This is a genomic window from Neisseria sp. HMSC068C12 (assembly GCF_001814095.1).
GTDB lineage: Bacteria > Pseudomonadota > Gammaproteobacteria > Burkholderiales > Neisseriaceae > Neisseria > Neisseria perflava.
The window spans coordinates 146,065-159,865 of sequence record NZ_KV814801.1 but is presented as its reverse complement, the minus strand read 5'-3'; the positions used below and the strand labels follow the sequence as shown (position 1 = coordinate 159,865).

The window sequence follows — 13,801 nt, the reverse complement described above, 5'->3', positions numbered from 1 at the left end:
TGCATCGTTAATACGCTTGGCGTATGCTTGAAAGTTCAACTCAAAACTATTACATAAAAAACAAAACCACATTGCGACATGAAACAGACCGTCCTCAAAAACAACCTGCAAAACCTGCTTGAAAGCGCAGAAAATATCCTGCTGCTTCAAAGTCCTGTCGGCGATTTTTTTCTGCGCCTTGCCAATTGGCTGACTGAAAACGGCAAAACCGTACATAAATTCAACTTTAATGCAGGCGACGACTATTTTTATCCGCCCACTCAAGCTCATACCGTTGTTTTTAACGACAACTACGATGCCTTTCCTGAATTTTTGCAAGAATACATCGTTCAACATCACATCCAGGCGGTTGTCTGCTTTGGCGACACACGCCCTTATCACGTCATTGCAAAACGCATTGCAAACGAAAACCAAGTCGGTTTCTGGGCGTTTGAAGAAGGTTATTTCCGCCCCTACTACATCACCTTAGAAAAAGACGGCGTCAACGCATTTTCCCCGTTACCGCGCCGTGCCGACTTTTTTTTGGAACAATTCCCCAAGCTGGCACAGCAAGAATACAAAGCGCCGACGCCGGTACGCGGCGGGTTTATGCCCATGGCCAAAAACGCCGTCCGTTACTATATCGAATTGTTCCGCAACCCGAACAAGTACCCGAACTACATCCACCACCGCGCATCCAATGCCGGCCATTACCTCAAACTGTGGTCGATCTCCATCCTCAAGCGTTTGAACTACTATATTGAAGACATCCAAATCGCCAAACGCGTGGAGGCGGGCAAATACGGCAAATTTTTTATTGTTCCCTTGCAGGTATTCAACGACAGCCAAGTCCGCATCCATTGTGACTTTTCCAGCGTCCGCAGCTTCCTGCTCCATATTTTGGCCTCCTTTGCCGCGCACGCGCCTGCCGATACCAACCTCATCATCAAGCATCATCCGATGGACCGCGGCTTTATCGACTACTCGCGCGACATCAAACGCTTTATCAAAAAACACCCCAAACTCAAAGGCCGTATCACTTACGTCCATGATGTCCCCCTGCCCGTTTTCCTGCGCCACGGCCTCGGCATGGTTACCATCAACAGCACCAGCGGCCTGTCCGGCCTGATTCACAATATGCCAGTTAAGGTTCTCGGCCGTGCCTATTATGATATTCCCGGCATAACCGACCAAAATACCTTGGCAGAATTTTGGAATCATCCGACACCGCCTGACAGCGACCTGTTCCATGCCTACCGTATGTACCACCTCAACGTGACCCAAATTAACGGCAACTTCTACAGTCAGGTGTTTTTCCCCAACAAAGACACATCCGACTCTTCCATACCGACAACCTGACTTAGCGAAGGAAAGTTCAGGCCGTCTGAAAATATTTCAGACGGCCTGAAGCAATCAATACCTTGGCTACTTCCATGTAAATCAAACACAAAAACCTGCATTTATCATTAACAATAAATTACAAAGACAGTATAATGACCGAGCTGTCATGAGCGCATACCGACTCAAGCTGAGCCTTTTGTAACACACAAAATATGGATGCCCCTAGGCAAAACAATATAACAAGCTAAGCATCCTAAAGATAAGCCAGCAAAACTATGCCGAGCAATATTTTTACAAAGCCCTCAACCGGTATCGCCGCCCATATGCCACAGCATCCGTCTTCCACTTTATATCCGCCCGCAAACCATGACCGCCGCTCCTGATATCCTCTACCGGCAAGCCGCCGCCCTTTTGGAACAATCCCATACCGCCCAAGCCCTGCCCCTGTTGCAACAGGCGGCAGAGCAGGGTTATGCGGAAGCTGCTTTCGCATTGGGCAACCATCTGCTGCAAAACGGCCAATTGGAGCAGGCACTTTCATGGTTGGAAGCCGCCGCTGCCCAACGCCACCCCATGGCACTCTTCACCCTGCTGCAACAACGCGAATACAACGGCACCCCGACCGGACAGCTTCTTAACGAATACGCCTGGCTGGGTGAGCAAGGTCACCTCGAAGCCCAATTAATCCTCATGCGTTACCACGCACAGCGCAATGATCCACAATCCCTCTACTGGGCGGAGCTTGCCGCTGCCCGATATGCTGCGCCTGCGTATTACCATCTGGCACGCCATCATCAACGCCAAGGCGACGTTGAAACAGCCATCGAACAATACGAAAAAGCGGCCACGCTCGGTGTGACTGCTGCCTGCTGGCAACTCGGTCAAATCTACTTCTACGGCACAGGCGTCAGCCACAACCACGCACAAGCCGAACAATATCTCGAACAAGCCGCGCAAGCCGGCCACATCGCCGCACAAACCCTGCTGGCCGACCTTCTTGCCGCCCAACGCAAACCCGAAGCCTTAGAATGGTATCGTCGTGCCGCCGATAAGGAACAAGCGGAAGCACAGGCCAAGCTGGCCCAATACGCCCTGACCGGCGAACTTTCCGAACGAGACCCGTTCCAAGCGGCACGCTACGCCAAAGCCGCTGCCGAAAAAAACCATCCCGAAGCCCTGAAAATCATGGGCGACCTCTACCGCTACGGCCTCGGCATCAAAGCCGACAACCATATCGCGCACGATTACTACCACCGTGCCGCCACGTTAGGTTCTGCCTCCGCGGCACAAAAACTCATCAGCGACGCCGCACTGTACCATCCGCAACAATACGAACAAATCAAAACAGCCGCCCTGCAACAGCAACAAATCGGAACCATCTACCGTTTGGCGGAAGCACAAGCCCACGCCATCGGTCGCTACGCAGACTACAATGCCGCGCGCAAGAATTACATGGAAGCAGCCGAATTCCACCATAAAAACGCGGCGGCAGCCTTAGGCCGCATCTACCATTACGGCCTCGGTACGGCGCAAGACCCTCGGGCGGCCGCCCACTGGTACGCAATCGCAGCCGAACAAAACCACCCTTCCGCCCAATACCACCTCGCCTGTTTTTACTATCACGGGCAAGGTGTCGGCTGTCATGTTCCGACCGCCTGCTACTGGCTGCAGGCCGCCATCAGCAACGGCCACACTTCGGCCGAATCATTAACATCCCTATTAGAACAATGGCGCCGCGAAGTGCACCATGCCATCGGTCAAAAGGCCGTCTGAAAATATTTACACTCGCATTTTTTGACAATCTTTAACTATTCCCCTAATATTTGCCAGTTATTTTTCACGGACACGTCATTGTTTTCATTTCTTTCTGAAAACACCTTGCCCGCGCATCAATACCATGACACTCGGCGGATAACGCCAAGCGTTGAAACACACTACATCCGGAACAAAAACGGATGCTCGGAAAAACATTTCTAGGAGGTGAAACAACATGGAATGGGAATTCAACAGTTATTACACACTGATTGCCGCCACACTCGTGTTGCTGGTTGGTAAATTTCTGGTTCAAAAAATCAAATTCTTACGAGACTTCAATATTCCCGAGCCGGTCGCCGGCGGTTTGGTTGCCGCTATCGTCCTGTTCGCCCTGCACGAAGCCTACGGCGTCAGCTTCAAATTTGAAAAACCGCTGCAAGATGCGTTCATGCTCATCTTCTTTACATCCATCGGTTTGAGCGCCGACTTCTCCCGTTTGAAAGCGGGCGGTTTGCCTTTGGTTATCTTTACCGCCGTGGTGGGCGCATTTATCATCGTCCAAAACTTTGTCGGTGTCGGCTTGGCGAGCGCATTGGGCTTGGATCCGCTGATTGGCCTGATTACCGGTTCGATTACCCTGACCGGTGGTCACGGTACCGCCGGTGCATGGGGTCCTGACTTTGAAAGCAAATTCGGCCTGACCGGCGCAACCGGCTTAGGTATGGCTTCTGCAACATTCGGCCTGGTATTCGGCGGTTTGATCGGTGGTCCTGTTGCACGCCGTCTGATCAACAAAATGGGCCGTAAACCTATCGTCAAAACTGCCAAATCCGACGACAACGATGCTACTGATGACATCTTCGAACAAGCACAGCGCACTCGCCTGATTACGGCTGACTCCGCTGTCGAAACGCTCGCGATGTTTGCCGCATGTTTGGCTTTTGCCGAAATCGTGGACAGCTACGACAAAGCCTTCTTCGACTTGCCTAAATTCGTATGGTGTCTGTTTGCAGGCGTGGTCATCCGCAACGTCCTGACTGCCGCCTTCAAAGTCAATATGTTTGACCGTGCCATCGACGTATTCGGTAACGCCTCCCTGTCACTCTTCCTGTCTATGGCTCTTCTGAACCTGAAACTGTGGGAATTGACCGGTCTGGCAGGCCCTGTAACCATCATCTTGGCCGTACAAACCGTCGTGATGATTCTGTACGCCACTTTCGTTACCTACGTCTTCATGGGTCGCGATTACGACTCTGCCGTATTGGCAGCCGGTCACTGCGGCTTCGGTTTGGGTGCCACCCCGACTGCCGTTGCCAATATGCAGTCCATTACCCAAACTTTTGGCCCGTCTCACAAAGCCTTCTTGATTGTACCTATGGTGGGTGCGTTCTTCGTTGACTTGCTCAACGCCGCCATCCTCTCCGGCTTCATCAGCGTCATCAAAGGCTGATACGTCTGACATAGAAAAGCACTTGCCGCATTTACTTGCTGCAAGTGCTTTTGTTATGATAAGCACGTCAGGCCGTCTGAAAGGCCGTCATCTTCAGGAGTACCCATGTACAAAAAAACCGCTTCCGTATTGATTTTAAGCACGATTCTTCTTGCCGCATGCAGCAAAGAAGAGCCCAAAGCCGCACTTGATTGCGCCCAACCGGCCACACTGCAAAACATCCGTACCACCATCGAAGACACCCTCAAACAACAAGCGCGCTCCTTTGCCCGCAATGACAACCGCCAATTTGTCGATGCCGACAAAATCATCGCCGCCGGCCTCGAATTAGAAACCCTGCTTGAAGACCCCAAAGAAACCGAAGACGACGGCAAAGCCATCTGCCGCGCCAACCTCAAAATCCGCATTCCCGACACCATCCTCAAGACGGCCATAGACAACAGCCCGCTGATTTACGGCAACACCCCGTTGTCCGACATGCTCGAACAAAAACTGATGGGCAGCAACCTGACTTTTGAAAACAACACGTTCAGCACCACCCTGCTCTACACCCCCGATAAAGACGGCAAACCGGTTTTCGAAGACAATACCCTGAGTTCCACCGCCCAAACCCTTTCCGCCACCCTGCTGCCCTACGGCGTGAAAAGCATCGTCATGATAGACGGCAAACCCGTGTCCAAAGAGCAGGCCATCAAACTGCTGCAAAACCAAAACACGGAAGAACCACCCACCCTCAATCCGCAAGACATCCTTGAAAACAACGCCGCCAGCCAAGCCGTCGGTTTGACCGATAATGACGACGATTCAGACTACGAAGTCCTGCACCCTGACCGTGAAACTCCGCGCAACGAGCCGCCCGGCCTCAGCCAAAGCGAACTCGACAACGCGCGCGCGCAAAACCGTCAGGCAGACGGCGAGATCAACGACCTCTGGGGCGGCTTAGACAGCGATGTCAAACAACAAATCCTCGGCGAACAACGCGCCTGGATTCAAAGCAAAAAACTCAACTGCCAACAAGCCGCCGCGTCCGCAGACAACGCCGCACAAGCAGAATACCTGCGCCTGCAGTGTGAAACCCGTATGACCCGCGAACGTACGCAATACCTGCGCGGCTATTCCATCAACTAAAACCGATAAGGCCGTCTGAACATTCAGACGGCCTACAAGAAAGCACATCACATCATGCAATACCGAATCCACCGTGAAGGCGATGCCCAAAACACACCCTCTTCAGCCTCCACCCCCGTCGACAACTGGGAGCGCAACACCCTGCGCGAAGTCCTCCTCGCCGCCTACCAAGAACAGCGCCGCGCCCGCATTTGGCGCAATATCTGGCGCGGCGTCGCCGTCCTCATCTTCCTCAGCCTAATCTTCGGCCTTGCGGAAGAAGAAGGAAAAACCACGAGCATCCAAGCCCGCAGCGAACACACCGCCGTTATCGACCTGACCGGCGAAATCGGCAACGACATCGACGACCAAGTCCAAATCCTGCGCGACAGCATGGAAGCCGCCTACGAAAACGGTAACGCCAAAGCCATCATCATTCGTGCCAACAGCCCCGGCGGTTCGCCTGTCGTGTCCAACACGGCCTTTAACGAAGTCCGCCGCCTCAAAGCCGAACACAAAGACATCCCGGTCTACCTCGTTGCCGAAGACATGTGCGCTTCCGGCTGCTACTACATTGCCGCCGCAGCCGACAAAATATACGCCGACCCTTCCAGTATTGTCGGCAGCATCGGCGTGATCGGCGGCGGTTTCGACTTTACCGGCCTGATGGACAAAGCCGGTGTCAAACGCCGTCTGAAAACCGCCGGCAGCAACAAAGGCATGGGTGACCCTTTCACGCCTGAAACGCCGGCACAAACCCAAATTTGGGAAACCATGTTGGGCGATATTCACCAAGAATTTATCAAAGCCGTCAAACTCGGCCGCGGCGCAAGGTTGAAAGACAAACAGTATCCCGATATTTTCAGCGGCCGCATCTACACCGGCAAAGAAGCCAAACAGGTCGGCCTGATTGACGACTTCGGTAGCATTTACAGCGTTGCCCGCGATGTTGTCAAAGCCCCCGAGCTGGTCAACTACACGCCGCAAGACGATTTCAGCAAAATGCTCAGCCGTCGCTTCGGTGCGGAAGTGAAGGCCAAAGTCAAAGAAACTTTGTCTGAAATTTGGTAAACCAAAAAACCAAAAGGCCGTCTGAAACCCAAAACATGGGTCTTCAGACGGCCTTTTTTATATGGTTTTTAAAATAAAACGCTGATTATTGTCCAAACATCCATCGACTTCATCAAATCAGCATGCAGATGCTCCCTGATGATGCTTTTACGGGAACACATTACGCCTACAAACGATTAAACCTCTACGTTTCAGACGGCCTGTTTCTGCATATTGTGCGACATATCAAGCGCGGCGCGGACGGCGGTAATCAGGCTGCCAGAATCAGCTTTGCCCGTACCTGCCAAGTTCAAGGCCGTGCCATGGTCGACGGAAGTGCGGATAAAGGGCAGGCCGAGGGTGATATTCACGCCTTCGCCGAAACCGGCGTATTTGAGTACCGGCAGCCCTTGGTCGTGATACATGGCGAGGACGGCATCGGCATCTTTGAGTAAAAAAGGTTGGAACACAGTATCAGCCGGATAAGGGCCGCGTGCGTCTATGCCTTCGGCCTGCAGGGCATGAAGCGCCGGAATAATGGTGTCGATTTCTTCGTGTCCCAAATGGCCGCCTTCGCCGGCATGGGGATTGAGGCCGGTAACGAGGATGACCGGTTTGGCTATGCCGAACTTATGGCGCAGGTCGTGTTCAAGAATGCGGACAACCGACTCGATTAAAGGCTTCGTGATGGCGGCGGAAATGTCTTTCAGCGGCAGATGGGTGGTAACCAACGCCACGCGCAGGCCGCCGCCGGTCAGCATCATGACAACTTGTTCGGTATGGCTTTTTTCGGCGAGGTATTCGGTATGGCCGCTGAAAAAGCCGTTGTCTGCGTGGGCATCGTTGATGATGCCTTTATGCAGCGGCGCGGTAACCATACCGGCAAACAGGCCGTCTGAAATGCCCTGATACGCCGTATCCAGCAGTCGGAGCACATACGCGGCATTGGCAGGATTGAGTTCGCCCGCCCGACACTCGGCATCTAAGGGAATATGCAGAACTTCGAGTTCACCCTTGGGCAACGGTTCAGCCGCTTGAGCTTGAAAATCGCGCAAAATGACGGATTTGCCGAGCTGTTCGGCCCTGTTTACCAACAGGTTTTTGTCGCACAAAACAACGGGGCGACAAGGAAGGTCGGCGAAAGCCAAATCAAGGCAGATGTCGGGGCCGATGCCGGCCGGTTCGCCGGATGTAATGGCGAGAATAGGAGCAGTCATGGTGTTTCTCGGTACGGTTTACAGTATTTAGACAACAGTCAGGCAAAATGCCTGCCCTACTTTTGCAGATTAACACAAATACAAAAAGGCCGTCTGAAAACAGTTTTTGCTTGATCAAACTGTTTTCAGACGGCCTTGGCTGTTTACCGTTTTACACTTAAGAACGACGACCGATCATGCGGTATAAAACGTCGTGGCCTTGAATGCGGTGGACAACAACCATGGCGATGTGGCCGGCGACCAGCGCGAAGAGCAGCCAGCCGAGTTTGCCGTGCGCCATATTGCCGAGGTTGGACATCCATTCGATTTTTTCAGGCGAACCCTGCATCACTTCGACACCGAATACTTTCAACGGGCCACGGCCGCCGCCATATTGGCGGATCATGCCGATAACGGGAACGGCGAGCATGAAGACGTAAAGGGCAAGGTGGCCTGCTTTGGCGGCAAAGCTGTCGGCGGCAGGACGTTTGGACGCATTGAGCAAGGCCCAAACAATGCGCACGATAATCACCAGCAACGTGATGAAACCGATGGATTTATGCACGCCAAAGAGCGATTTGACCCATTCTTCGCCATCATAGATGGTCCAAACGGTAATGGTGGAGAGGATGCCGATGAAACCGAGTACGGTCAGCCAATGCAACGCGCGCGCGACGGCATCATAGGTTTGTGGACGTGTAGCGGTCATAATGTTTCCTTGTTTTTGATTTATTTGATTTTTTGAAGCGGCGGATTGTATCAAAAATACCCAACCAATTATGTTGCCTTTTTGAAGAGATTTCGTAAATGTTTGGAAAATTTGAAGAAACGGCGGTTTTATCCGTAAAGCTACACAGGCCGTCTGAAAACAAGGGCAGGAATACCACCTTCTATGCCGAACTCGGGCTAAAATAGGCATTTTTATTCTCGGGTACGCATCGATGCAGGTTTGGATTCGGCGGTTTGCGCTGTTGCTTCTGCCTTTAGGTTTCTTAGCGATTATGGTGGCCGCGCCTTTGCTGTCGTTGGCGTTTTACGACGGCGAAGGCGCTTGGGCGGAAGTGGTGGCTGATGACTATATGCGCCTGCGCTTGGGCTGGACGGTGGCGCAGGCGGTTTTGACCTGCGTCTTGGTCACGGCTTTGGGCGTGCCTGCGGCGTGGGTGCTGGCGCGGATGGACTTTGCCGGACGGCGCACGGTTTTGCGCCTGCTGATGCTGCCTTTCGTGATGCCGACTTTGGTGGCAGGCATGGGCGTGCTCGCCTTGTTTGGTGCACACGGTATGCTGGCGGCAGGTTGGCAGGACACGCCGTGGCTGCTGATTTACGGCAACGTGTTTTTCAACCTGCCGGTTTTGGTGCGCTCGGCGTATCAGGGATTTGTGCGTGTGCCGCAGGCGCGGTTGCTGTCGGCACAATCTTTGGGCGCGGACGCGTGGAGGCGGTTTGTCTGGGTCGAATGGCCGGTGGTGCGCGCGTGGGTTGCCGGTGGCGCGTGCCTGGTGTTTTTATATTGTTTTTCAGGCTTCGGGCTGGCCTTGCTGCTCGGCGGCGAACGTTTTGCGACGGTGGAAGTGGAAATCTACCGGCTGGTGGCGTATGAGTTGGACATGGCGCGTGCGTCGGTGTTGGTGTGGCTGGTGCTGGCGGTTACGGCGGCGGCAGGCGGTTTGTATGCGTATTGGAGCAGGCGCGTGACTGTGGATAAGTCAGTCTCGCCTTTGCCTCCGCGTGCGCCGATATGGGCTTGGGAAAAATGGCTGACGGCAACGGTATTGACCATGTTGGCAGTGTGCTGCCTGCTGCCTTTGGCGGCGGTGTGGCTCAAGGCGGTATCGGCAGGCTCTTCGTGGTCGGTTTTGTTTGAAGCGCAGACTTGGACGGCTGTGTGGAACACCGTCCGTTTCTCTGCGGCAGCAGTGGCGGCGGCGACGGTATTGGGCGTACTGTATGCGGCGGCGGCACGGCAAATGGCGTGGTTGCGCGCGCTGATGTTTTTGCCGTTTATGGTGTCGCCCGTGTGCATTGCGTTCGGCGTATTGCTGCTCTATCCGCAGTGGACGGCTTCGCTGTGGCTGCTGACGGCGACTTACGCGCTGTTGGCGTATCCGTTTGTGGCCAAAGATGTATTGGCCGCGTGGGACGGTTTGCCCAAAGATTACGCGGCGGCGGCGCGTACTATGGGCGCAAACGGTTTTCAGACGGCCTGTTATGTAACCGCGCCTTTATTGAAACCGGCTTTGCGGCGCGGTCTGACTTTGGCTTCGGCAACGTGTATCGGCGAATTTGCGGCCACATTGTTCCTGTCGCGCCCCGAATGGCAGACGCTGACCACTTTGATTTACGATTATCTCGGGCGCGCCGGTGCGGACAATTACGGACGGGCGATGGTGTTGACGGCAGTATTGACCGCTTTGGCTTTGACGGCATTTTTGCTGGTGGACGAAGCGGAAGGACAAAAGGCCGTCTGAACGTGGTCGGCTCAAATCCCTTCGCTTTCACTACACTATTGCCGCGCCTTGTATCGAAAATTGATTGAATCCGCTATATAATTTGTTTTTAACCGCACTCAACACGACCTATCATGACCGACTTAGAAACCAAACGCCTTGAAACCCAAGCCATGCTGGACAATGCCGACTTGCTGTTTGACCAAGAACAATGCCGCGCGGCCTTGCAAAAAGTTGCCGACGACATTACCCGCGACTTGGGCGACAAATACCCCCTGCTCTTGCCTGTCATGGGTGGTGCGGTGGTGTTTACAGGACAGTTATTGCCGCTGTTGCGCTTTCCTTTGGACTTTGACTACGTCCACGTTTCCCGCTACGGCGACAAACTCGCAGGCGGCGCGTTCAACTGGAAACGCATGCCCGACCCCGAGCAAATCAAAGGCCGTCATGTAGTCGTTTTGGACGACATCTTGGACGAAGGCCACACCATGGCCGCCATTCAGGAAAAACTGTTGGAAATGGGCGCGGCAAGCTGCCGTGCGGCCGTGTTTGCCAACAAGCTGATCGACAAAGAAAAACCGACCAAAGCCGATTATGTCGGTTTGGACGTGCCCAACCGCTACGTCTTCGGTTACGGCATGGATGCCGCCGGCTGCTGGCGCAACCTCGGCGAAATCTACGCCTTAAACAATAAATAAAACAAAGGTCGTCTGAAAAATCTTCAGACGGCCTCAACCCCCATGCTAGGAACACATCATGATAGGTTTGTTAATCATTACACATGAAACCATAGGTGAAGCCTATCGCGGTTTGGCCGACCATTTCTTTCCCAACGGCTTCCCCGAAAATCTCCACATCCTCGGCGTACAGCCCGACGAGGATCAAAACGACATCATCAACAACGCCATCGCCGCATTGCAGGAATTTCCCAACAACCGCGGCGTGCTGATCATGACCGACATCTTCGGCGCAACCCCATGCAACGCCGCACGCCGGCTGGTGCGCGAAAACAAATCCGCCATCCTGACCGGCCTCAACGCCCCGATGATGATTAAAGCCATCCAATACTCATCACAAGCCGAAAACCTCTCCGACTTCACTGAAACCGTCAAAGAAGCCGCCATCCGGGGCATTTTCGCCATTACATCCGCACCTGAAGACCTGGTGTGCAAAGAACACGGCTAAGGCCGTCTGAAAACATTCACTTTACGAACATTACATTTAGGGGACATCCATGCTCAAACAAGAAATCGAAATCATCAACAAACTCGGCCTGCACGCGCGCGCTTCCAGCAAATTCACCCAAACCGCCTCCCAATTCCAAAGCGAAGTCTGGGTCACCAAAAACGGCAATCGCGTCAACGGCAAAAGCATCATGGGCCTGATGATGCTGGCCGCCGCCAAAGGCACCGTGATTGAGCTGGAAACAGAAGGCGCAGACGAAGCCGCCGCCATGCAGGCGTTGACCGACCTCATCAACGACTACTTCGGCGAGGGCGAATAATGAGCATCGTCCTACACGGTGTAGCCGCGGGCAAAGGCATTGCCATCGGCCACGCCCACCTCATCACGCGCGGCACAACGGAAGTCCCCCAATACGACATTGATCTCGACAAACTCGATGCCGAAGTCGCCCGTTTCGACAACGCCATCAAAGCCACGCGCAAAGAACTGGAACAGCTGCGCGGCGCGATTCCCGAAAATGCTCCGACCGAATTGGGCGCGTTCATCTCCCTGCACCTGATGCTGCTGACCGACGTCACCCTCTCACGCGAACCCATCGACATTTTGTGCGAGCAGAAAATCAACGCCGAATGGGCATTGAAACTGCAAAGCGACAAGCTTGCCGCCCAGTTCGATAGCATTGACGACGACTACCTGCGCGAACGCAAACAGGACATGCTCCAAGTCGTCCGCCGCATCCACAACAACCTTGTCGGCCAAAGCAACGAAATCAACCTCGCCGGCAACCTGCTTGACGACACCGTCCTCATCGCGCACGACCTCTCGCCTGCCGATACCGTACTATTCAAAGAGCAGCACATTACCGCCTTCGTAACCGATGCCGGCGGCCCGACCAGCCACACCGCCATCTTAGGCCGCAGCCTCGACATCCCGTCCGTCATCGGCCTGCACAACGCCCGCAAACTCATTACCGAAAACGAAATCGTCATCGTCGACGGCATCAACGGCGTCCTCATCATCGATCCCGACGAAGTCGTCCTCAACGAATACCGCCGCCTCGCCCGCGAATACCGCAGCCACAAGCGCGAACTCAACAAAATCAAAAAAACCGCCGCCACCACGGCCGACGGCATCAACATCGAACTTTTAGCCAACATCGAATCCGCAGAAGACATCAAAGCCCTACACAACTTCGGCGCAGACGGCGTCGGCCTGTTCCGCAGCGAATTTCTTTATCTCAACCGCGACAACATGCCGACCGAAGACGAACAATACGAAGTCTATGCCGGCATCGTCAAAAAACTCAAAGGCAAAAACATCACCATCCGCACCGTCGATTTGGGCGTCGATAAAAATCCGCGCTGGTTCGGCCAAAACAGCACACCCAACGGCAGCCTCAACCCCGCACTCGGCCTGACCGGCATCCGCCTGTGCCTTGCAGAGCCGGTCATGTTCCGCACCCAAATGCGTGCCATCCTCCGTGCCGCCACCCACGGCCCCGTGCGCATGATGTGGCCGATGATTACGTCTATTTCCGAAGTGCGCCAATGCCTTATCCATCTGGACACGGCCCAACGCCAACTGACCGAACGCGGCGAAACCTTCGGCCCGGTCAGCATCGGCTGCATGATCGAAATCCCGTCCGCCGCCATGACCGTCGGCAGCATCCTCAAGCTCGTCGACTTCGTTTCCATCGGCACCAACGACCTGATTCAATACCTCCTGTCGGTCGACCGCGGCGACGACAGCGTCAGCCACCTCTACCAACCCGGCCACCCTGCCGTCCTCAAAACGCTGCAACACATTATCCGCACCGCAAACCGCATGGAAAAAGGCGTGTCCATCTGCGGCGAAATGGCCGGCGATACCGTCTTCACCCGACTGTTGCTCGGCATGGGCCTGCGCCGCTTCTCCATGAACCCCAACAACCTGCTTTCGGTTAAAAACATCATCCTGCACAGCAACACCGGCCATCTCGAAAACGATGCCGCCAAAATCCTGCGCTGCGAAGACCCGGAAAAAGCCGAAAAACTGATTAAAATCCTTAACCAAAGCGAACAGGCGGAATCACAGGCCGTCTGAATCTCTAAAAAGGGCGTGTTTCGATACACGCCCTTTTATTCGTCCCCATTTTGGGTTTACGCCCAACTCTCCCTCAAGCCCTCTTCTTCCCTATTTCGCCATTTCAAAAACCAACCTTTTTCACTTTTCCCAAACACTGCTTACAGGCCGTCTGAAAAATATAGGGCGCAAGTGAAATAAAACTTTTATGCCGACACCAAAGGCCG

12 protein-coding genes are annotated in these 13,801 nt (G+C 54.1%); 10 read left to right on the top strand and 2 right to left on the bottom strand.

Translation table 11 applies throughout. The annotated features are described in order from the left end of the window. Nucleotides 1-78: 78 nt before the first annotated feature. From HMPREF2952_RS02740 to HMPREF2952_RS02720, 5 genes are all read left to right on the top strand, one after another. Entirely contained in the window at nucleotides 79-1,338 is a 1,260-nt protein-coding gene (locus tag HMPREF2952_RS02740) for a capsule biosynthesis protein (RefSeq protein ID WP_049335783.1), read from the top strand. A 348-nt stretch (nucleotides 1,339-1,686) separates the two neighbouring features. Further along, nucleotides 1,687-3,093 (top strand): SEL1-like repeat protein, encoded by a 1,407-nt coding sequence (locus tag HMPREF2952_RS02735; RefSeq protein ID WP_004519087.1) that lies wholly within the window; start codon nucleotides 1,687-1,689, stop codon nucleotides 3,091-3,093. A 217-nt stretch (nucleotides 3,094-3,310) separates the two neighbouring features. Continuing rightward, entirely contained in the window at nucleotides 3,311-4,525 is a 1,215-nt protein-coding gene (gltS, locus tag HMPREF2952_RS02730; RefSeq protein WP_004519089.1) for a sodium/glutamate symporter, read from the top strand. Nucleotides 4,526-4,630: 105 nt separating this feature from the next. Further along, the gene (locus HMPREF2952_RS02725) at nucleotides 4,631-5,653 is read left to right on the top strand and encodes a lysozyme inhibitor LprI family protein (protein WP_004519090.1); all 1,023 of its coding nucleotides are present in this window, start codon (nucleotides 4,631-4,633) and stop codon (nucleotides 5,651-5,653) included. A gap of 54 nt (nucleotides 5,654-5,707) precedes the next feature. Then, nucleotides 5,708-6,703 carry a S49 family peptidase gene (locus HMPREF2952_RS02720; protein WP_004519091.1) on the top strand — a complete coding sequence of 332 codons (996 nt, stop codon included), beginning with the start codon at nucleotides 5,708-5,710 and terminating at the stop codon, nucleotides 6,701-6,703. A gap of 191 nt (nucleotides 6,704-6,894) precedes the next feature. On the opposite strand, the gene pdxA is transcribed toward HMPREF2952_RS02720, so the two are convergent. Both pdxA and HMPREF2952_RS02710 read right to left on the bottom strand, forming a co-directional pair. Continuing rightward, nucleotides 6,895-7,899 (bottom strand): 4-hydroxythreonine-4-phosphate dehydrogenase PdxA, encoded by a 1,005-nt coding sequence (pdxA, locus tag HMPREF2952_RS02715; RefSeq protein ID WP_049335780.1) that lies wholly within the window; start codon nucleotides 7,897-7,899, stop codon nucleotides 6,895-6,897. 157 nt (nucleotides 7,900-8,056) lie between these two features. Further along, on the bottom strand, nucleotides 8,057-8,587 hold the full coding sequence (locus HMPREF2952_RS02710) for a cytochrome b (protein ID WP_079453682.1): 531 nt from the start codon (nucleotides 8,585-8,587) through the stop codon (nucleotides 8,057-8,059). A gap of 232 nt (nucleotides 8,588-8,819) precedes the next feature. Between HMPREF2952_RS02710 and HMPREF2952_RS02705 the strand changes: the two genes are divergently transcribed. The 5 genes from HMPREF2952_RS02705 to ptsP all read left to right on the top strand — a co-directional run bounded on the left by HMPREF2952_RS02705 (nucleotide 8,820) and on the right by ptsP (nucleotide 13,595). Beyond that, the gene (locus HMPREF2952_RS02705; protein ID WP_049335779.1) at nucleotides 8,820-10,349 is read left to right on the top strand and encodes an ABC transporter permease; all 1,530 of its coding nucleotides are present in this window, start codon (nucleotides 8,820-8,822) and stop codon (nucleotides 10,347-10,349) included. A gap of 113 nt (nucleotides 10,350-10,462) precedes the next feature. After that, the gene (locus HMPREF2952_RS02700) at nucleotides 10,463-11,026 is read left to right on the top strand and encodes a hypoxanthine-guanine phosphoribosyltransferase (protein ID WP_003681752.1); all 564 of its coding nucleotides are present in this window, start codon (nucleotides 10,463-10,465) and stop codon (nucleotides 11,024-11,026) included. 58 nt (nucleotides 11,027-11,084) lie between these two features. Beyond that, nucleotides 11,085-11,513: a PTS sugar transporter subunit IIA gene (locus HMPREF2952_RS02695; RefSeq protein ID WP_049335776.1), complete on the top strand. Its 429-nt coding sequence runs from the start codon at nucleotides 11,085-11,087 to the stop codon at nucleotides 11,511-11,513. A 49-nt stretch (nucleotides 11,514-11,562) separates the two neighbouring features. Next, entirely contained in the window at nucleotides 11,563-11,832 is a 270-nt protein-coding gene (locus HMPREF2952_RS02690) for an HPr family phosphocarrier protein (RefSeq protein WP_003683718.1), read from the top strand. Beyond that, a complete protein-coding gene (gene ptsP, locus HMPREF2952_RS02685) occupies nucleotides 11,832-13,595 on the top strand; it encodes a phosphoenolpyruvate--protein phosphotransferase (RefSeq protein WP_049335774.1) in 1,764 nt (587 codons plus the stop codon). The genes HMPREF2952_RS02690 and ptsP overlap by 1 nt, the downstream gene beginning before the upstream one ends. Nucleotides 13,596-13,801 lie beyond the last annotated feature (206 nt).